The 21,377-nt window shown below is 34.9% G+C and carries 18 protein-coding genes; 1 reads left to right on the forward strand and 17 read right to left on the reverse strand.

Translation table 11 applies throughout. The annotated features are described in order from the left end of the window. Nucleotides 1–25 precede the first annotated feature (25 nt). The 14 genes from ACZ1AQ_RS14350 to ACZ1AQ_RS14415 form a co-directional block, all read right to left on the reverse strand. On the reverse strand, nt 26–1,210 hold the full coding sequence (locus tag ACZ1AQ_RS14350) for a glycosyltransferase family 2 protein (protein ID WP_489633551.1): 1,185 nt from the start codon (nt 1,208–1,210) through the stop codon (nt 26–28). A 45-nt stretch (nt 1,211–1,255) separates the two neighbouring features. Then, a complete protein-coding gene (locus tag ACZ1AQ_RS14355) occupies nt 1,256–2,194 on the reverse strand; it encodes a phosphoribosyltransferase (protein ID WP_489633552.1) in 939 nt (312 codons plus the stop codon). Nucleotides 2,195–2,247: 53 nt separating this feature from the next. Continuing rightward, nucleotides 2,248–3,738: an O-antigen ligase family protein gene (locus ACZ1AQ_RS14360; RefSeq protein WP_489633553.1), complete on the reverse strand. Its 1,491-nt coding sequence runs from the start codon at nt 3,736–3,738 to the stop codon at nt 2,248–2,250. A gap of 19 nt (nt 3,739–3,757) precedes the next feature. Next, a complete protein-coding gene (locus tag ACZ1AQ_RS14365; RefSeq protein ID WP_489633554.1) occupies nt 3,758–5,122 on the reverse strand; it encodes a lipopolysaccharide biosynthesis protein in 1,365 nt (454 codons plus the stop codon). A 9-nt stretch (nt 5,123–5,131) separates the two neighbouring features. After that, entirely contained in the window at nt 5,132–7,513 is a 2,382-nt protein-coding gene (locus ACZ1AQ_RS14370; RefSeq protein WP_489633555.1) for a GumC family protein, read from the reverse strand. Between the two features lie 4 nt (nt 7,514–7,517). Next, nucleotides 7,518–8,267: a TolC family protein gene (locus ACZ1AQ_RS14375; RefSeq protein ID WP_489633556.1), complete on the reverse strand. Its 750-nt coding sequence runs from the start codon at nt 8,265–8,267 to the stop codon at nt 7,518–7,520. Between the two features lie 26 nt (nt 8,268–8,293). Beyond that, nucleotides 8,294–9,496: a sugar transferase gene (locus ACZ1AQ_RS14380; RefSeq protein ID WP_489633557.1), complete on the reverse strand. Its 1,203-nt coding sequence runs from the start codon at nt 9,494–9,496 to the stop codon at nt 8,294–8,296. 37 nt (nt 9,497–9,533) lie between these two features. Then, a complete protein-coding gene (locus tag ACZ1AQ_RS14385; RefSeq protein WP_489633558.1) occupies nt 9,534–9,920 on the reverse strand; it encodes a response regulator in 387 nt (128 codons plus the stop codon). 4 nt (nt 9,921–9,924) lie between these two features. After that, entirely contained in the window at nt 9,925–10,275 is a 351-nt protein-coding gene (locus tag ACZ1AQ_RS14390) for an Hpt domain-containing protein (RefSeq protein WP_489633559.1), read from the reverse strand. Between the two features lie 33 nt (nt 10,276–10,308). After that, nucleotides 10,309–11,241, reverse strand: coding sequence for a UDP-glucuronic acid decarboxylase family protein (locus ACZ1AQ_RS14395; RefSeq protein ID WP_489633603.1), 933 nt, complete (start codon nt 11,239–11,241; stop codon nt 10,309–10,311). Nucleotides 11,242–11,290: 49 nt separating this feature from the next. Further along, nucleotides 11,291–12,616, reverse strand: coding sequence for a UDP-glucose dehydrogenase family protein (locus ACZ1AQ_RS14400; protein WP_489633560.1), 1,326 nt, complete (start codon nt 12,614–12,616; stop codon nt 11,291–11,293). A gap of 766 nt (nt 12,617–13,382) precedes the next feature. Continuing rightward, nucleotides 13,383–14,450 (reverse strand): serine hydrolase domain-containing protein, encoded by a 1,068-nt coding sequence (locus ACZ1AQ_RS14405; RefSeq protein ID WP_489633561.1) that lies wholly within the window; start codon nt 14,448–14,450, stop codon nt 13,383–13,385. Nucleotides 14,451–14,558: 108 nt separating this feature from the next. After that, the gene (locus tag ACZ1AQ_RS14410) at nt 14,559–15,089 is read right to left on the reverse strand and encodes a hypothetical protein (protein ID WP_489633562.1); all 531 of its coding nucleotides are present in this window, start codon (nt 15,087–15,089) and stop codon (nt 14,559–14,561) included. Nucleotides 15,090–15,256: 167 nt separating this feature from the next. Further along, nucleotides 15,257–16,384 carry a pectate lyase family protein gene (locus ACZ1AQ_RS14415; protein ID WP_489633563.1) on the reverse strand — a complete coding sequence of 376 codons (1,128 nt, stop codon included), beginning with the start codon at nt 16,382–16,384 and terminating at the stop codon, nt 15,257–15,259. 237 nt (nt 16,385–16,621) lie between these two features. Between ACZ1AQ_RS14415 and ACZ1AQ_RS14420 the strand changes: the two genes are divergently transcribed. Further along, nucleotides 16,622–17,191 (forward strand): Crp/Fnr family transcriptional regulator, encoded by a 570-nt coding sequence (locus ACZ1AQ_RS14420; protein ID WP_489633564.1) that lies wholly within the window; start codon nt 16,622–16,624, stop codon nt 17,189–17,191. Between the two features lie 188 nt (nt 17,192–17,379). Here ACZ1AQ_RS14420 and ACZ1AQ_RS14425 read toward each other — a convergent pair whose 3' ends face one another. From ACZ1AQ_RS14425 to ACZ1AQ_RS14435, 3 genes are read right to left on the reverse strand one after another with little or no spacing between them, the layout of a single operon-like run. Continuing rightward, a complete protein-coding gene (locus ACZ1AQ_RS14425) occupies nt 17,380–17,832 on the reverse strand; it encodes a nuclear transport factor 2 family protein (protein WP_489633565.1) in 453 nt (150 codons plus the stop codon). Nucleotides 17,833–17,849: 17 nt separating this feature from the next. Beyond that, on the reverse strand, nt 17,850–20,264 hold the full coding sequence (locus ACZ1AQ_RS14430; RefSeq protein ID WP_489633566.1) for a serine hydrolase: 2,415 nt from the start codon (nt 20,262–20,264) through the stop codon (nt 17,850–17,852). A 56-nt stretch (nt 20,265–20,320) separates the two neighbouring features. After that, a complete protein-coding gene (locus ACZ1AQ_RS14435) occupies nt 20,321–21,124 on the reverse strand; it encodes a helix-turn-helix domain-containing protein (RefSeq protein WP_489633567.1) in 804 nt (267 codons plus the stop codon). Nucleotides 21,125–21,377 lie beyond the last annotated feature (253 nt).

Consider the following 21,377-nt stretch of genomic DNA (forward strand, 5'->3'; position numbering starts at 1 on the left):
ATATACACTCCAGACTCTCTTTTTTTTAAGAAGAAGCACCATGCTTGGTATGAATAAATGTTTTATTGGCTCCTTTTATTTTTAGTAGAGACAACAACATCATGAACATTCCTTTTGGCAAACTCATTAATGCTTTCAATGTTTTGCGATTGTAAAAGGATTTTGGTACCGAAAAAACAAATGACAGCACGCAAGCTATTAACAGAACCACCCAATACTTCGAATACGCTTTTGGGTTGTCTAACCAATAGTTCAGCAGAACAAAACTAACGCTGCACAGTATAACGGCTCCGAGTAGTAATATTCTAGGAGGCTGAATAAACTGAATAGCTTTATCAAAATAATCCACATTCCCTTTGAGTAATAAATGTTTAGTGGCAGTCAAAATGTCTTTTCTAAAGTAATGTAATTGTGCAGACAACCATCGACGGCGTTGGTTACCAAACACTTCAGCTTTTTGTATTTTTTCATCATAAACTAATGCATCATCAAGATAGACAATCGTATGTCCTTCTTTTAGCATTTGGAGTTCAATTTCTTTATCAAATCCACCAACGGCTGTTGCACTTGCCATAAGTGATTTAAAATATTGGTACTGAAAAGCCATTCCCGAACCTATTATTGCCGAAGAAAGTCCCAACACACGATGCCCTTTTCTGAAAATATTGTTGTTGATTTCTTCGCTAATAGCATCAAGAATAGCCCAAGAATTGTTCGTATTTTTGGCTGTTCGATGACCTTGCACCGCAATAAAACCATATTCAAATGCTGCATTTATTTGCTTCAAAAAGTCACTTGCCATCACATTATCAGCATCTAAAACCACAGCAATATCATAATCCTTTTCTAGAGTTGCCATAGCTTTATTCAACGCTTTGGATTTTGTGCTTTTTTCGAAACTTACCTCGATAACGATGATGGGTAACGCCTTTAGGGCTGTAATGGTTTCTTCTTGAAAAGAATCTGCTATAATTACCACATCATAATGAGTAGATGGGTAGTCTTGTTCTAAAGCAGCTTTGGCGACTTCAACTATTACATCATCTTCTTTGTACCCCGGAATAAGCACAGCAATTTTTTTTATATTTCCGTTATCAGAATATCTTTCTTGCTTATAGAATAAGCTTGCAATTGAAAACAATAAAATATATAAGGTTGCCAAACCCAAAAGGAATAGTAGCACAATTTGTATGATGTTTAATAGAAGCATAATTTAAATTTTCAATTAAAATTTGTTGGTGCTTTATTCATTTTCTTATTTAAACTTTCTCAGTACATCTCTCGCTTTTAAAGCGTATTTTCTTAAGAAAGGAAGGTGCTTACCGCTTTTAAGATTGTACATAAAAGATTCCGATTCGAATATCATTTCGAAATTTGCGGTACATAAAACAGGCTTTTTGGACAACCTATTGATTTCAACAGCCTGATGGTATTCGCTTTCAACAAAAAGCACATACGGTTTTGCTAAATAGGCTTTCGCCTTATGATCGCCATGGCTATTGGCTCGCTGTCTGGCTTCCATATTGGGTAAATCGAGCATAACCAATTCATTGTATTTGATATTATTAGACTTCAACCAAGTTTCGGTTTCTTTGCGGTATTTCTCTAGTCGTGAGGTAACAATTGTACCAATCTTGCTTCCTGGAATAAACAATGGTGGGGCATTCAAAATAAAATCAATGTATTTTTCTCCATCGTCATTTTGTTCTGGCAAAGGATCTGCACACAAAACCCCATCAATATCAAAGCAAGCTTTTTCTAAAGTGGTATGATTAAGAATGTTCCACTGAAAATACCTTGGCAAAGGCACCACTTCAAAGAAATAATCGACCATTTTTTCTTTGCCTGGAATGACATAAACGGCACAAAATTTAAATTCAAATTGGTTTTCGAGATGTTTCAAACTTTCTTTAACCTCAACCATAGCAGCGCCCGAAGCAATACTATCATCTACCACAAGAATTTTTTTAAACTCAGAAATATCAAAAAACTGGCTTCTTGCACCTGCTTTATAAATATGTCCATTCAAAAAAGAATGAATATCTGTATAAGGCCTATTAAGATATAAGGCTAATAAGTTTGCTGGAAGCATCCCACTTCTTGGAACCCCAACAATCAAATCAAAATCACGTGGAATGATACTTAATCGCTGAAGTATTATATTATTTAAATCTTTTACATTTCTATAGTACATAGCTTTTTGGTTTTAATGATTGATTCGTTTAGCCTTATATAGTAATCTCAGTTTTATACATTTTGTGCTGTACTCAATTCTAGTTCTTTCTTTTGTTGGTCTGCTTCAAAAATTTCAGGATTAGAAATAATCGCCATAGTTGCATAAATGAGTAAGGCAGTTGGCATTTGCCCCAAAACAGCATTTCCATACGAAGCTGTCATTATCCCAACCATTCCAGAAATCAGTGCACTCAATTTCAACTTTGTTATGGGGTCTCGAATTCTAAACATGACTTTATAAGAAGCTTTGCCTACCACATAAAACAAGATAAACAAATGAAACACCAAGCCTACAATTCCTAATTCTGCCCATATAAGTACATACCAGCTATCGGTGGCTACGTGAGAAAGAAATGCATTGGGCAAAAAACGTTGTGCTTTGTCGCCTGCATGACCAATTCCGCCACCAAAGGGTCTTGAGGCCAGATAAACTTTGAGTATTTTTTGGTTGTTCAATCGTACTTGAAGCGAGGGTTCATTGGGGTCAAATGCTGTTCGCATTCGGCGTATTTGGTCATTGCCATTAGCAATAGTTGTGTATTTGAAAAAAACAAAAACCATAGCCAGAAATAGTACCCCTACAGTCAATATTTTAACATTTTTCCTCAAGAAGAAAAAGGTCATAAGACCACCCAAGGGCACACCAATAGCGCCTCTAGTTCCTGAGATTAACATGCCATAGAATCCTAATACTCCAACGATTATAAAAAAGACTTTTGCAAAACCTTTTTTAGTCATGGAATAAATTAGAGCTACCACGCCGGTGTATCCTTGATTTCCTCCGAATTGACCTGCATCACTAAAAAAAGAAAAGACTCTAAGTTTACCAAAAAGCACGTGAGTCTGCGCTGCACCACCATCCAACCAAGCTTGCTCAGCAGCATCTACCCCTATGAAGAGCTGTTTCATTCCATTCAAAGTAGCAAGTATCGAAAAAACACCCCAGATATATAAAAGCGTGTCTAACTTTTTGTGGGTATCGATGAATAAAAAAGTGAGCACTAAGAAGAAAAAGAAATAAAATCCAAGACCTCTACCCGCAATCCAAGCTTCAACACTTTGTGCCTCTGGATTTATCAATTGAAATATGCAATATAACAACCATATTCCAGCAAAAAATGTAATGTCTTTATTTGCAGGAGACCAATCAACCTTTTCTCTAAACTTAGAAAAAATTAATGCTAAGAAAGTCAAAATCATGACGCCATCTATTGCAAAACCTAAGGGTAAACCAGTTATATATCGGGTTAAACCCAGTATCAAAAAGTTCAGACCAATAGCAGTATAGAATCCCAAAATAGGATTTGAAAACAACTTATACAGATAGAAAACCAAAAATAGTAGCGCAATTAAAAGAACGATTCCTGCTGTTTTCAATTTTGCGATTATCAATGCTATCAACACTAGTGTTACAAACAATAACACAAGCCCTTTGGGGCTAGTTAAACTAGCTGAACCAGACGCTTTATCAAAGGGGTTTATATTATTACTGCTTGTATTCACTTTGTTTATTTGTTGTTTTTCATGATTCCTTCAAATTTGTTTTAGTGGCTTTATGAAAAAGGCTCCTGTAAAAATCGAATCCACTCGAGAAAATTTCTTTATAAGTCAGAGTCAGTTCTTTGTCGAGGAAATACATTCCCATCCAAATGCCAATTAAAGTAAAAAGTATGGAGGCAACTGCCACTAGTAACAACGATTGGAATATAAAAATGGCGATACAATCCCCAATAATATTTGCCAAGACCATAACAAATACCTTTATGGCGTTAATGTTTGGTTTGTTGATGCTATCCAAACCAATACCGGTCATTCTATCGATAGGCAATAACAATCCGTAAATAGAAAATACGCGCACGATATTGACAACATTAAATCCCGTTTGAGGATCAGTATCTAAATACTGCCTTCCACTTATGACTAACACAAAGAATTCTGCAAATACGAATGTGACTACACTTAGACCAGCAAAAAGGTAGGTTAATGCTCCAGAATAGGTGTAGAACAAATCTCTTACTTCTTCCATTTTGCCATGAACACTTGCCTTAGACATTTTAGGGAAAGCGGTAGCCACAAAACTTCGAAGTGGAATTTGCTGTAATTCTGTCAATTTTAGTGGAATACTATACAAAGCAACAGCGGCACTTCCTAGTGGACTTAAACTGATAATTATGGTATCGGCACTTCTCAACAGGTTGGTTCCAATTAAGGTGAACGTAGTATATTTTCCGAAATTTAATAAGGTTTGATTGGTCTTTTTGTTGGCTTTGAAAATGTTTTTAGTTCCATCCCAACCCATTACAATACTTATGAAAGAAGTCAAGGCGTTGATGATAAGCATTGCCATTACTAATTGATCTAATGTCAACAACTCTAGAAAAAAATTAGTTAAAATCACTAAGAAGAATAGGCCGCTATTCACTGATTTTAATAGCAATATTTTTCCGTATGCTCTGTCGGCTTGCAAAACAACTAGCGCATTATTCCAAGGAAGATTTAAAAAAGCCAGTAATGGATACCATTTAAAAAATAGATGGTATCCAGAAGCACTAATTGCCTCATTGAATAACACATAGCACAAAACCAAAATCAATGCTATTGCAAGAGTGGCCACCAAACCAATCAGAGCATTAGAACCAATTAGTTCCATTCGAGACGACGCATCGGCTCCTGATAAAAAACGAATTAAACCATTATTGGTAATCCCAAAGCGAAACATTTCTACAAAAGACCCGCCGGTAATAAACAACACCCATTGCCCAAAAACATCCAGAGACAAACTTCTCGCTAATAATGCAAAACCTGCAATACCTAAAACGGCAATGACAAGATTCCCTGTCAAGGACAGAAAATTATCTTCTTGCGCTATTTTTTTGAGCGTTTTCATTAGTTTATTTTAGATTTGGGCTTTAGAAAAAAATTGAAATTTGAACATTGATTTTAATTTCCTTCGTAATAAACTTCGTTTTTTAGGCAGTTCCCCTAAAATGGATTCCACTTCATTGATTTGTACTCCATTAATAATAAAATTAATTTTTGAAGCAGCTGTTTCTACTATATTTTTCATTGCCAATTGGTCTGCATCTGACCAGACTCGATTAGAGCGACACACGAGAATATTCAAATCGGCTTGATTTATTAATTCTGTTGGATAGACATAGTCAAGTAAGGGCGGTAGTTCAATAATTATAAAATCGGGAACACCATTTAGTGTAATGCCATTTTGATTCAAAATATCGGAATAATTTTGAGCGTTATAAAAGGTATTGTTTACGGCATAAGTATAATACTCGGTCTCATTCAGATAAGTAGAAACATCGGCTAAAAATGGATTGTCATAATCAATTCTAGGATCTGCATAACCTAAAAATTTATTTAATCCAGAAAACTTCGGATGTTGTCTTACTGTTTTTTTTGCACCTTCATACGTAAGCATCACGACTTCTTTTCCTTCATTTTTCAATGTTTTGGCAATATTTCCAGCCATTACCGTTTTCCCTTCTTGCCTTTGAGTACTAAAGACAACTATGGTTTTTGTCTTATTCGCTGAGGGATGCTTTCCAAAATATTGCAACACATTTTGTGTAATTATCTCAATTAATCTCTTTTGAATGTAGGGTAAATTGACACTTCCTGGATCTATTACTAACTTAGGCATCATCCCTAATGCATCCAAACCAAGTTTTTTACTGGCTATTTTAGCGTTCTTCAATGTATCATCAAAATACTCCATTATGAAAATAATTGCCAATGTAATTAGGCCTCCTAAAATGGCCGCCGCAATAACTAATAGCGCTCGTTTGGTAGGGTTTGGTGATAAAGGATAATAAGGAGGGTCAATGGCTTTCAAATTGGAGGTAAGCTCACTATCTTGCAATTTGAGTTTCGCTAAATTTAATCCATGAAGGATTTCTAAATAGCCTTGCTCCGAAACCGAAATCTCTCTTTCAATTCTTTTGATAGTCGCTCCTGCTGGGGCATAATTGGCATATTTTGATTGAAACTCTTTGTTTTGTCCGTTTATAACTTTAAGTTTTGCTTTAATGTTTTCTGCTTCTACTACATTGTTTATCCAATCTGGAAGAATTTTGGAAACGGGCAACCCTTCAATAGAATTTTGATAAGAATACAATTCAGCTACATTTCTTTTTATGTCGTTTGAGAGGGCTTCGGCTTTTTTATTTAGCTCGGCAATTTTTGCCAAATCTTCCTCATTATTAGTCGATTCAAATCTCGCTTTGATCAAAGCTATTTTGTAATTAAGATCCCCGATTTGTTTCTTTTTATCAAGAACAGCTGCCGTCTTGTTCTGGATGGCTTCTTGTATTTTCAATTTTTCTTCTAATCGTTTTCTAGAAGCTTCGATTCCTGCCAATTCCGCTATTTTTTTATTGTAATCTACATCCATATCCTCTTTAACTACGGCCACAGCTTTACTTTGTTCGTAGTAGTTGATAATATTAGATGATTTGTTAAACTCGAGAAGAATATCCTCAGCAGTAGCTAATTTTTGTCTGGCATTTTCTAACTGCCCTTCAAAGTATTTTACAATTGCATCCGATCTATTTTCTTTAATAAATTTATAGTTTACAATACAAACTTGGTTATAGATGGCAAGAGTTTGTTGACAAATCCCAGGATCATTTACCGTGTAACTCAATTTGATCAAATCGCTGTTTGAAATTCTTAGGGCGGTTACTTTTGAAATTGCTTTGATGGAGTAATGGTCATCTTCGCCATAATTTAATAGTTCATAAACATAATTAGTATTGCTGCTCTTCATTAAATCCATTAAATTTTTAACGGTCTTTTCGTAATCATCTCTATTGATTTCAGGGGGGAACAGCGCTTTATTTGGATCATTCTTTTCGATTGAAGAAGACTCTGGTTTATTTGTGCGCACTACATATTTATACAGAGAAGCTGGTACTTTGCTTTTTAATTTATCAAAAAAAGTTTTGGATATGTATCTTGGATTGGCTTCTGGGAGCATCAAATGCTGCGCTAATAATCTAACCGCAACTTCTTCTTGAGTTTCGCGTGAGTTGATAATGTTGATCAAATTATCAAAGGCTGCGTTCGATGCTTGATAATTGAATGTTTTATCCATTTCTATAGAAGAACCCGTCGCAATACCAGTGTATAAAACTGTTTGAGAAGAATATTCAAAAGATGGATTTTTAGTAAGCAATATTACCAATAAAGCCAAAACAATTGGAACCAATAGTAAGAGCAGCAGATGCTTTACAATCAATCGTACAAAATCAATTATTTTCATCTTTCTAATATAAATTTGTTAAATCGAATACAAGTCCAGACATGTCTTCGAGCAATTGCTTTGCAGTTATAAATTCAGCCTTTGCAGATTCATAATCGGCCTCAAGATTAGCCGTTATACTGGTTATTCGCACGTATTCTGCTACTGGTACAGCTCCATTTCTAAATTCTTTTTCGACCATTTCCATGTTAACTTTTCCATTACCAAAGTTTTTTGATCGTATCTGAAGTAATCGTTGCTTCAAAATAACGTCTTGGTACATCCTAATGACTGTTTGTCGTATTTCGTCTTCTTGAAATTTGGACATGTTTTTGGCTTCTTCAATTTCGAGTCTCGCTAGTTTGAGTTGATTCTTTCTGTTTAACATATCAAACACTGGAAATTTTAGATACATCCCCACACTATAGTTGTATTGTGTAGAAAGTGTTGAAAATGCAGTATTAGAAATCCCATCATCATTGTTAGAAAAATTATTTAAGGTTCCGTATCTACCATCAACTTGAACTCCCATATTTCTTGTCCAAAAAATACGTTCTGATTCTAGAGTAGATTCCTTTACACCAATATGATTCTTTCTAAACTTGAGCATGGCATTTCGCTTTAAAACCGAATCTATAACTACTTTCAACGGCGGAAAATAAAATTCGCTACCAGTTAGTAAAGTATCTTTACTTTGAACGGTTTGAGCTTGTGTGTTGTGTAAGCCTAAAACAAAAACACCAATAATTGAGAATATTAAAATTTTTTGTTTCATAAGTATAAAGAATCAAATCTTATTTATTACACAGAACCTTTTTGAAGTAATGCGGGAATCGTTCTTAAAATAAGTTTCATATCATACCAAAAGGAATAGTTATCTCCCTTAAATTGATCCGCATATTCATTATCGAGGCGCATACGTTCTTCTTCAGACATTTTACCTCCTTTACCTCTTAATTCTACCTGCCACAAACCCGTAATTCCAGGAGGAGCCAAAAACCGTTTAGATAATTCATCTCCCGTTAGCATTTCTGCTTCATAAACGGGCAAAGGTCTATTGCCTACAATAGACATATCACCTTTTAGCACATTGATAAGTTGGGGAAGTTCGTCTATACTGGTATTTCTGATAAACTTACCTACTTTGGTCACTCGAGGATCGTCGACAATTTTTACAAAAGTTGAATTATTTTTAGCCGCTTCTTGTTTTTGAATGGTATACCAATAATCGCATATTTGGTGTGTGTCTAAGTACATTACAGGAGAGCATGTTTGTCCCTCCGGAAGCTTGCTGCATTTTGGGCAAGGAATATCCAATGGGCTATCACCTTCTGTGGTAGTTTCTTTTTTATATTGATTTTTTTCTGCAGCCAATTTTTTGAGTAGCTCGTCAGAACCTGTGCGCATGGATCTAAGTTTATAAAAATCAAATGTTTTTCTGCCCACACGTTTTGAAATGTAATATACTTTCCCTTTGGATTCCAGTCGAATGGCTGCAATAACTAATAGCAAAAATGGCGCTGCTACCACTAACACTGATGAGGCTACAAAAATGTCGAATATGCGTTTAGATAGTGGCATTTTATACATTTGCTCACTAAAGTCAAATATGGTTTCTTTTTTATGTTTGGGCTTTCTATGTTGTGATAAAAACGCTATTCTATTTAAAATAGCAGTTGGCGCAGTATTTGAAATCACATAAAAATCATCTATTTGCTTTCTAAAAGCTGTTTTGTAGAGGTCTGGATTAAAATCTTTCGACAGTAAAATAAAAGGAATAGCGTCGTATTCATTTTGCGCTCGAATCCAATCATAAAGAAAGATTCCATTATTCCCTGGCAAATTATAATCACAAATGATAGCGTCTAGCTTTTTATGAGACTGTAGAAACTTTGAAGCCTTAATACTATTTTCTAAAACCGTTATTGACCAATTTTCGAATTCTTTTTGGTTAAAGTATTCTGCTGTGTTTCCGATATACAAAATAGTTAGATTTGAGCTCATGGGGACTTTAATTTGATTGCAGATAGTGATGTTTTTATTACCATTCTATGGCAAAATGAATGGGGTAAATGTTTTTCTTGACCAATTCCTCCAGCTCTTCCGGATTAAAGGGTTTGGTCAAATAATCCTGAGCTCCTAATCGGTAACATTTTATTCGCTCTTTACTTTCTGATTTACCCGATAGCATAATAAAAGGAGTATGCTTGGTAAATCCTCGTTCCCGAACCTTAGTTAAAAATTCGTAACCATCCATATTCTTCATTTGGATATCACTTATTATTAAATCAGGAAGACTCTCATCAAGCCATTGCAGTGCCTCTATAGGATCGTGGATTGTTATAACTTCATAATCCTGAGAAAGAAAATTTTGCAATAACAAGCAAATGCTTATTTCGTCATCTACTACTAGTATCTTTTTTTTCATAACATTAGGTATTCGTTATATTAAAATCATTTTTCATTTGATCTACTACTTCCTGTGCCACCAACTTTAGCGCTGCAATTTTCATATCTACTTCTGGTGCAGTAATTTCATTGGACAATAAATCTTCGGTAAGAAGGAATTCCTCAGCTAATTGATCTGTTCCAAAATAAGCTAACGTTGGTTTTATCTTATGTGATAGTCTAACGATTTTTATAAAATCCTTTTCTGTGTAGGCTGCTTCTATCTCGTTTATAGCATCTATAATTTGTTCTACAAATACTTCAGCCATCTTTGCAATCTGTTCTTGATTGCCTCGACACATTTTTTCAACCAATTGAAGATTGTATAATTTCATAACAGCAACATTTTAATAGCACTTAAAACTCAACTAAATAATTGATTCAAAAAACTTTATCGTTTCAATTAAACCTTCATCCAACTGAATTTTTGGAGACCAGTCTAACTCTTTTTTGGCAATCGTTATATCTGGTTGTCGCATCATAGGATCATCCGAAGGCAAGGGTTGGTAGATTAGTTTTGATTTTGAACCCGTTAGTTGTATGACTTTTTCTGCCAATTCAAGAATGGTAAACTCGTTTGGATTTCCCACATTGACAGGACCGGTAAAATGATCGGGAGTTGCCATCAGTTTGATCATTCCTTCCACTAAATCATCTACATACTGAAAACTTCTGGTTTGTTGTCCTTTTCCATAAATAGTGATGTCCTGATTTTGTAAGGCTTGAACAATAAAATTGGAAACCACCCTTCCGTCATTAGGATCCATTCTTGGGCCATAGGTATTGAATATTCTTATGATTTTAATTTTGACATTATTCTGTTTGTGGTAATCAATGAATAATGTTTCAGCACAGCGTTTGCCTTCATCATAACACGAGCGCTCCCCAATTGGATTGACGTGTCCCCAATACGATTCTGGCTGCGGGTGTACCAACGGATCTCCATAGACTTCACTTGTCGAGGCTTGTAATATTTTAGCATTTACTCGTTTGGCAAGTCCCAACATATTAATGGCGCCCATCACAGAAGTTTTGATTGTTTTTATGGGATTGTGTTGGTAATGTATGGGCGAAGCTGGACAAGCGAGATTGTAAATCTCATCCGTTTCGATAAAGAATGGAGTAGTCACATCGTGACGGATCAATTCAAAAGAGGGGTTGTTTAACAAATGCACCACATTCTTCTTTTGCCCAGTAAAAAAATTATCCAAGCAATACACCTCATTGCCCTCATTTAAAAGACGTTCACACAAATGTGAGCCTACAAAACCGGCACCACCAGTTACTAAAATTTTTTTCATTGCCATAACCTGTGTTTTTAGAACCGAATTATTATTTACGAGAGCTTACCTATTTTGAAGTATTCACTCCAATACAGAAATAGTCAAAACCATTTTGTTTCATTTCGTCTTTATCGTAGATGTTACGTCCATCAAAAATTGCAGGTCGATTTAGTAATTTTTGAACAATTTTGAAATTTGGAAATTTGAATTCTGGCCATTCGGTTAGAATTGCCAAACAGTCGGCATCAATAAGGGTTTCGTATTGATCTTCGTAATAGGTAATGGTATCTCCAAAATGATGTTTCGCTTCATTGATCGCGATTGGATCGTAGGCTTTTACTATGGCACCCGCCTTCAGTAAACTTTTTACAATGTATAAAGAAGGCGCTTCGCGCATATCATCGGTTTGTGGTTTAAAGGAAAGCCCCCATAGTGCAATACTTTTACCTTTGACATCTCCATTAAAATACTTCATTATTTTATGAAAAAGCACTAACTTTTGGTCATTGTTAACAGCTTCTACAGCTTTTAAAACGCGCAATTCATAATCGTATTCCCCAGCCGTTTTGATTAATGCTTGCACATCTTTTGGGAAACAAGACCCACCGTAACCTATTCCTGGATATATAAATTTATTTCCAATTCGGGAGTCAGAACCTATTCCTTTGCGGACTTTATTAATATCAGCTCCAACAATTTCGCACAAATTCGCGATGTCGTTGATAAAACTAATTTTTGCGGCAAGCATAGAATTTGCGGCATATTTGGTCATTTCTGCAGAAACGATATCCATAAAAATAATTGGGTGACCATTCAGCGTAAAGGGTTTGTATAAACTCTTCATTAACTCTTGAGCTCTTTCACTTTCGAGTCCTACAACAATTCTATCGGGTTTTAAGAAATCGTCTATGGCTGCTCCTTCTTTTAGAAATTCGGGATTGGAAGCAACATCAAAGTTTATGGAAACCTTTCTCTTATCTAACTCTTCTTGCAGCGCCTCTCTTACCTTCTGAGAAGTCCCTACAGGAACTGTACTTTTGGTAACTACCAATAAATAGTCATTAATATACTTTCCGCAATCTCTAGCTACTGCCAATACATATTTCAAATCAGCGCTACCATCTTCATCGGGTGGCGTTCCCACAGAAATAAATAAAACTTCGGAATCAACTAAGGCTTCTTGTATGTTTGTGGTAAAATGTAATCGCCCTTTTTTCATATTTCGGGTAATCATATCTTCGAGTCCAGGCTCATAAATGGGAATAATTCCCTCGTTAAGCTTGTCTATTTTATTACGGTCTATATCTACACACGTAACGTTGATACCAACTTCGGAAAAACAGGCTCCTGTTACAAGACCAACATAGCCACTCCCTACAATAGTGATTTTCATAATATTTAGGTTTTATTAGATTATTTAAAATTTTTTAAGCTTCGTTTAAAGCCAAATCTAATTTGGAATTGACTTTTAAAGCAAAAAATAAAAATTTGGCAAAATCAAGGCAAACGGCAACAATATTATTATTAACTCAAATATAATAAAATAAATAGTACAACGCTAATTTTATAACCTGAAAATCAAAGGAATACACTACAAAAATTTATTTTTTCAAATAAAAATTATAAAATACACTAAAACCAGCCCTCAACAAACAACTGTTAATTTATTTACGCTGTAGCAATAGATTTTTTTACCATTTTAAATTCTGAAAAATAACGGACACTTAAAAGCTTTCATTAAAAAAGAGGAAATCAACGATAATTCCCATCAGGAGCGAAAGAATAGGCATTTTTGTCAACAAAGTTCCTGCTCTCCGCTATATCTTTTGTTCCGCTATCGCTGCACAAAAGGATGCCGCTGCGATCAGGGCTAAAGAGCCACAAGGTTTTCTGTTGGGATACAACCAAAAAAAAGCGACAACAAAACCAAGATTTGTTGTCGCTTTTTTAATTAAAATTACCTGTTGGGTGAAATTATTTTTTACCACATAGGAAAAAAAAAGAATTTTTAGTTTTAAAAGAAAAGGATAGACGTTTTACTATTCACATAGCTCTGCTATGTGTGAAATAGTACTATTTCTATTTATCCTTTAACTATTTAGTATTAATATATGATTCTAGCCTGCACTGAGGAATCGAAGTGTGGTTAAAATTAAAAATTACTTTATCACCGCATTAATTTTATCCCAAAGTGCCGTATCAAAACCAGAAAGTGCAAAATTTGGATTCGCAGGATCCGAAGCGTCACCCATTCGAATCACCACCATATTCTTACTCGGAATCACATAAATACGTTGGTCCTCTGCTCCCATCGCTGCATACATATCAGCAGGTGCATTAGGTACCAAAGCCCCTTGATAAATCGTTTGCCCACCAGGAACCATATACTTCGATTTTCCATTTAACCACCACAAATAACCATAAGAAGGATTAATGGTTTGAGAGGTACTGATACTTTCCTTAAAATAAGTCTCATTAATGATTTGTTCATTATTCCATTTGCCGTTTTTAAGGGCCAAAAGTCCAAATCGAGCCATACTTCTGGTAGAACTATTGTAAATCGTAAAAATAGGGCCATAGTTCCAGAAACCATCCATTCCTATTTTGTTTTTCAACTTGCTATTGAAATACACTTCAAAATCTTGTTTACTTGCCGCAGCCACTACATCCATCAACTTCTGAAACACATTATGATACGACCATCTTGTGCCTGCATCGGCCAAATACGTCAAATTTGATTTTATAACAAGCTCTTTTTCGTCATTCAAACCAGAGCTCATAGTCAGCAAATGTCTAGACGTAATCAGATTTTCTTTATCCAATGTTTCACTTGTCCATCCTGTACCTAAATATTGTGACGCTTTGTTGTTGATGTTTAGCAAGCCTTCTTGTTGTGCAATTCCTGTGGTGGTAGCTACTAATGTCTTTCCAGCGCTATTCCATTGCCAAGTTGCCGCTGCGGTATGTCCGTTGAAGTATTCTTCCATCACGATTCTACCATTCACTAGAATCATAAAGGATTTGGTGTTTTTTTGCGCCAAGTAGTCTTTTAAGGGCTGAACAGCGCTTTGGTTCCATCCCAAGCTGACTATGGATTTTGTTTCCCAAGTGCTTCCTGTAGTGGGTGGATAATAAAAAGCTTCCGTAGTTGGATTTTGTGGAATATCATCGCTTTTTTCACATCCTATGAACAACATCGCGAGTACAAGTAGTGGTAAGTATTTCATAATAGGTTATTTTGGGTTATTTGGTTTGTTTTCTATATAGACTTTCCAAAGCTAAAAAGGTTTAACATTTTTTTGGGATTTTAAAAAAAATTGACCCTCTTTTAAAAACTATCCTTGAAAATCGCCACAATCGTGGACTTTAAACTGACGCAATTTTTTCTTTGCCGTAAAAAAAGCACTCACTCTTAAGCTCTCTTTGGTTACTAGTTTGCCTTCTATTTTCAATTGGTAAACACCTTCTTTTGCAATTTTAGCAATAACCCACTGGCTATTGGACGTACCAATTATAATTTGATTGTTCACTTTCTTAATGAATAACACCTTCAATACTTCGGATTGGGTAGCATCGCAAACATTAGTAAGGACTAGCTTTTGCTTTGAAATTTTGAGGTTGGCCAAATCACAATCGTAACAATTCCCTTGAAAATCGAGCCCGTATTTTTCAAAAACCTTTTTACTTTTTTGTTCCAAAATTGCAATCGGAACAAGTGTATCGGCCATAAGTTCCTCTAAAGTAAGCGGTAAAAAAGAGGCTGGGACTACTATTGTTTTAGGAATGTTTCTTTCTGAAAATGCAGGTTGCTCTACAGCAAAACCAAAACTTAAAAACAAAAGTGATAGTAGGCAAGATTTCAACATATTTATAGCTTTAGATTGGGTTTTCCAAATATAGGAATAACCCAAAACCCTCCACTATAACTTTACTTTTTATTTTTATGGTACAAAAAAATACCCTCAAACAACTATGTCATTTGAGGGTTTGAAAAAGATACCACACCTTTTTCGATTACATTCTTTTCAATTGCTTAAAAAGAACCACAAACATTTCCTGTAAATGTTGCTCCCGCTCCTGCTGAAACATTAGCCTTAACTGCTGATGCCGCAAGAGTTGGTATAGAATATGGCGGTGTAAAGGCCGTATTACTTCCAGCCGTATTTCCTGTAGTGTTGGTAAAAATATTGCCCACCGCAGTAACAGCAGTAAATCCAGTCATCAAATCGATTGGTGTTTTTACATTTTCGAATACGTTGTTCTCCACACGAATGTTCGCTTCAAAACCAGCGGCTACACACTTATTGCTCACACTACTGCTGAAATAATTGTTGATGATATGCACTCTTCCAAAACGCACTCTTGGCATTCTCTCTTTGCAACCACTAGCCCACCAGCAACGAGCGAAAGTAATTCTCAATTTACCGCGATCAGCAGTTGCTCCGTCACTAGAACCAATCAAGTTGGAATATCTATGATCGTCTGAACCTCCAGAACCTCCAGCTCTTGGTGGTTTTAAGTAGGTAAATTTAGTATAAGAAACCGTCACATAATCGGATTGGTTTTTGATGTCTAAATTGCCATCAACTCCATCTCTAAATTCACAGTGGTCAACCCAAACGTTTTGACAATTATCGATGATGGCGTTGTCCCAACCATCAACATCATAAGCTCCAGGTCCTTCAAAAATCAAATTTCGAATGATGATGTTTTTACATCTTTTGATGTTCAAAATTCCAGAGTTGGCTTTGGTTTGATCAGTCGAAACCAATTTTGCCCCACTCGCGCCATAAATAGTTTTTCCGGTTTGATCCTGAAAAGCAATTCTACCCGTTGAAGTGGCTGGGATCGTAATTGTTCCGGTTACTTTGATTACTTTCACAGCCGTATTTTCGATTGCGGCTTTTAATTGAGCGTAATTCGTTACTACAGTTTCTGCAGCACTACCTCCTCCGGTAGTCCCACCGTTTTGTGAAGCCCATCCAGGAACAGCTGTACAATCCCCAACTCTTAAGGTAGAAGCCGTAGTGGTTTTTGCTAACAAATTTGCCTCAGCATTCACCTCGGCATTTGTTTCCGTAACGACCTCATCAGAATTGCAACTTACCCATCCCCAAAAAAGGCTTAGCACAAAAACAGCCTTCATAATTCTTACTTTCATAATACTTTTTTTTAATGTTAATAATAGATTTAAAGCATTACAAAATAAATCACAAAAAAGTTCAAAAAAATTGAACAAGTTCAACAAATGTTATAAAATTTTTAATTTTTATTTTTTTATTGTTTATTATATTGAAGATAATATAATTTTCATATTTTTACGTAATCGATTACACAACCTACTGTTTTTCGATAAAAAGAATCCTTAGACTAATTTAAACTTGAAAAACCCCAAACCATGTACGAATTACTAAGACAGAATATTGAAGCCAAAATCCCACTCACGAACGAAGAATGGGAATTGATTCTCAACAAAGTCGAACCTATTAGCTTAAAGAAAAATGACTTCCTGCAAATACAGGATTCCAATAGTAAATACGAAGGTTTTGTTTTGAAAGGGTCCTTCAAAATTTACACTTTGAAAGAAAACGGAACCGAAAGTATCTTGTTTTTTGCTTTTGACACCGATTGGATTTGTGATGTAGAAAGTTTTTACCATCAAAAACCGGCCAAATACAACATCAAAGCGCTAGAAGACAGCGAAATCTTGGTTATCACCAAAGCCAACAAAATAAAACTGTTTCAAGAAGTTCCGAAATTGATTCAATTTCACACCATAATGATAGAAAAAACCAACATCATTATGCAAGAAAGACTTTTGGATGTCTTGAACAAAACCTCTAAACAGCGCTATATGGAGTTCATCAAAAAATACCCGCACAAAACACAGCAAATCAACAACAAGAACCTGTCTTCTTACTTGGGTGTTTCGCACGAATTCTTGTCGAAAATCAAAAAAACCATATAAACCTTGGCGAAAAAATCACAAAAAAACAGCAACCGATTTATTAATCCGATTGCTGTTTGTTTTATTGTTTATAAATCTTAGTCTTAATTCAAAGGGAAATAAAGACAAGTTTTAGGCTATTCGATCTAGAGTTTATCCAATGTTGATCCTACTCACACAACGAAATACTAGTTGTTAGAGGATGGCTTTTATTTCTTATCTATTTTAGATAGTGCTCTCCATGTAAAACTTTTATGAATTATTTTCCATGTGCCTTGATACTTAAGCAAAAGAAAGTAATCGGTATAAATTCGTTGCCTTTCGGGCATCAAAATTTCTACTTTTGCAATGGCAGCATCATTCTCTATGTCAATGAAAAGAATACGACCTATTCGGTTCGTCTTTTCACCTTCCTTGATATTGCTACTATACTCCTGCCCTTTCCAAACTCTCAAGGTATCTTTTGCGACGGAGTACAAGTTAAAATCGGGATGAAATGCCTTTTTCAACCTTTCTGGCTGACCATTTGCCGTTCCTTCTATATAGTGCTTCAAAGTTTCTTCGATCTGGTTTATTTCCGATTTGTTATATGACGCTTGGGCAAAAGTCGCTCCTTGCAATAGTACCATTACTACTAAATAAGCAATTTTAGTGTACTTCATGTCTTTACATTTTAAAGTTAATTATAGATTTTTTCAAAAAATAAATTCTTAATCCTATCCGAGTTTATATAAAATCCTATAATTTTTTGTTGCTTATCTCGAACAAATCGAATACTACCAAAACTTCTGATATTACTTAAAAACAGATCCACTTGAATAGGCGTAAAGTCAATTACGGGTTGACTTTTACTGCTTGTGCATAAGCCTTTTTCATTTTGAGACACTATGTAAGATGCCTTTAATGCTTTGTTGTAAAATGTGCCTGTGTAGGTACTCATTTCTTTGGCAGATATATTTAGCGGTTTGTAGACTTCAAATACATAGTCATCACTTTTTCCAGAGGTATAAATCATTTTCATTTTTCCATCTTCTTTACGAAATTTTACCATTACAACATCATCACTTTCGAGTATCATCTGGAAAACATTTTCTGACAAAGGCAACAATTTACTTTCGCTACTAGTACCAATACTTTGATAGTATAAAGCATCATTCTTTACATATACCCTTCGAGCTGACGCTCTATCATTGTCCCAATAATAACCACTGTAGCTTTCTAATTGCTGGGGTGACATTTTTATACTTTTAACTTTAGTAAAATCAATGTTTTCTGGTTCTGGAAAATCAATTCCCAACACTTCCTGTGCCATTTGCATAGCAAGACTACCGTTATATCTGATGTTGTTTCCGAGCACAAATGCCGTAACTTTTTGGTTAGGAAATATGAAAATATTACTAGCATAACCGCCCTCTAAACCAAAAGTCCAATTTTTTGGCAAACCTCGTTCTGAGTGCTCATACTGTTGTCCATAAATTAGTCTTCCAGATGTTGGTTTAAAAGTTGTTTTTCCATCATTTAATGTAACTGGAGACCTTAGCTTTTCTATCATCTTTTTGCTACCGACCTTTGGATTCTCAAAATTGAGATACCAACGGCACATATCCGCCGCAGAAGTATAAAGATTGGTTGTTCCAACAATAGAATAGTTGATTGGATTATATTTAAATCCGTTTTTACTACTTTGATACGAAATAGCTATGTTGGGAATAAACTTTTCATGGTCATCTAGAAACAAAGTATTGTTCATTTTCAAAGGTTGAAAAATATGTTCTTGAGAAAACTCTGCAAGTGTTTGACCTGTAACTTGTTTTATTATTTCAGCTAATAAAATAAAACCAGAACTAGTCTGTGAAAACTTTGTCCCTGGTACATAATCCAATTCTTTTTGTGAGAAAATTAAATCCAAAGCATCATTTTGTGTAAAGACATCCTTCTCTCTCCAACCAGCAATTTCTTTTAAAGACATAAAGTCGTGCAAGCCGCTAGACTGACTTAATAAATGTTTGATGGTAATTGTATGTCCGAAATTATTTAATTGCGGTATGTATTTACGCACATCATCTGCTAATGACAGCTTTCCTTGGTCTTCCAAAAGGAGTATTGCAAAAGCAGTAAATTGCTTAGCCATAGCACCAATTTGAAATTGCGTATCTTCATTAATCGGGATTTCGTGGTTTAGATCAGCACTCCCAAACCCTTTTAGATAGACAATTTTTCCGTCTTTTAGAAGACCACCCGCTACACCCAATTTATTTGGCATATTGTCCCATTCCGAAAACACTTTATCGATTTTTTTTAATGTTACTTCTGGAATTAAAAATTTATTTTTTTTAATAAGTTTGATGATTTCATAAGTCATTTTTGATGCTGAACTGGGGTCTTGCCCAGTTACAAATCGTCCATCGACCACATAAAAACTTTCGCCCAAATTATCAGCATATACAAAATTGCCTTCATTGTTTTTTATGGCTTGATCCATAGCAAAAGGAAACGTTTTGTAATACTCCTCTGCTTTATCCTCAAATTTATCCGCGAAGCCTGTTATTTTTTTGCCACTATAAAGGGATTTTCCATTATCGTCTTTTAGATATGCTAAGCCTGCAGTACCGTGGCAAATCGCTGAAACAACACCGTTATCGTTGAAAATTTGTCTTGCAAGATTTTGAATATCAATATTTTCTGCTATACCAAACATAGCAGCACCACCACCTCCATATAAAATAGCACTATAATTTTGGGGAATAACATCAAGAGGCTTCAAGGTGTTTTTGAGTTTATTCATAAAAAAACTGTTGTAAAGGTATTTTTTATGAATGCTATCCGACGCATTAATATACCCGATTGGAACAGCTCCACCCTTAGGACTTACAAAATCTACAGTATAACCTTCCCTGGTAAAAATATCATAGGGTACTACCATCTCACCAAAATGGTTAGACGTTTTAATTTTGGATGTTCCGTAGTAATCTTGGTTCGAAACGACAAATAGGATTTTATTTTGTGAAAAAACCAATGTAGGGGACAAGCAAAAACAAGTGCTTATCAAAAAAAATAACCTTAATTTAAAAATTGTTCTGTACATATTTTGCATTGTTTTAATTTTTAATAATCTGTGCAAATATGTAGCGATAAAAAGGTTTAGAAGTTTTATTTTATGGTTTTGGAGTTCGAGTTTATAAAACCGAACTCATTCTGAAAGCCTCTTTGGTATTCGGTGGGAGTTTGACCTGTTATTTTTTTAAAGGTTGTAAAAAAAGTTGATTTTGAATTAAAGCCGCAATCATAGCCTAAACCTTCCATTGTATAATTGGTCTTAGTCTGAAGCAAAGATTTTGCTTTTTCAATTCTGAATTCGTTGATAAAAACGTTGAAAGACTTATTTAATTTTTCATTTAGATATTGTGACAATTGGTGTTTGTTAATCTTAACTTCTTTTGCCGTATCATCCAAGGTAAGATTTGGGTTAAGAAAGAGTTCTTTTTCAGCAATAAAAAGTATTTTTTGTTGTATGGCCTCAATTGTTACAGCGTCAAGCTCCTTGTTTTGGTACCTTTCTTTTTCCTGAAAAAAAGTAGATGCGTGTTTATTCTTGAAAACATAAAGCAAAATAATTAGATAGAGAATGAATGTAAACGATAAAGCTCCAACAATATATGAGGTATATGTTGCTGTAGAATAAGCCAAACAAATAAACGCAACGCCAAAATAGATACTTAATATCCAAACATCCATCTTGGATAAGCTCTGTTTCTTTTTGAATTTATAAAAAACAGGCCAAATATATTTTATAGAAATAAGAATATAAACAAACCATTGAATGTAGATGCTTTTTACAATCCACTTACTCCAAATCGCTTGATGTTCAACATATGGATAGGACAATCCCAAAACGATAGTTCCTATTAAGTAAGGAAAAACATGAATAGTCCAACTTGTTTTTTCAGTATCCAACTGAGATCTTAGATATAAATAAAGAAAAGGACCAATCAATATACAAGCAGAAAGTCCAATCTGAATAAAAGTGTTTGATAGTTGGGGATTAAAATAGAAAAATACAGACTTAATTATTCTTATACTTAACGTCAAAAGCAAAAATACCAAGAAGTAATTTGAAAATTTTCTCTTGTTAGCATTAATAGCAAAATAAACTGAAAGTATAAAACCATTAAATGCACCTAATGCACTGAAAAAAAAGAGCATTTGA

Source organism: Flavobacterium sp. UM26 (assembly GCF_057922445.1).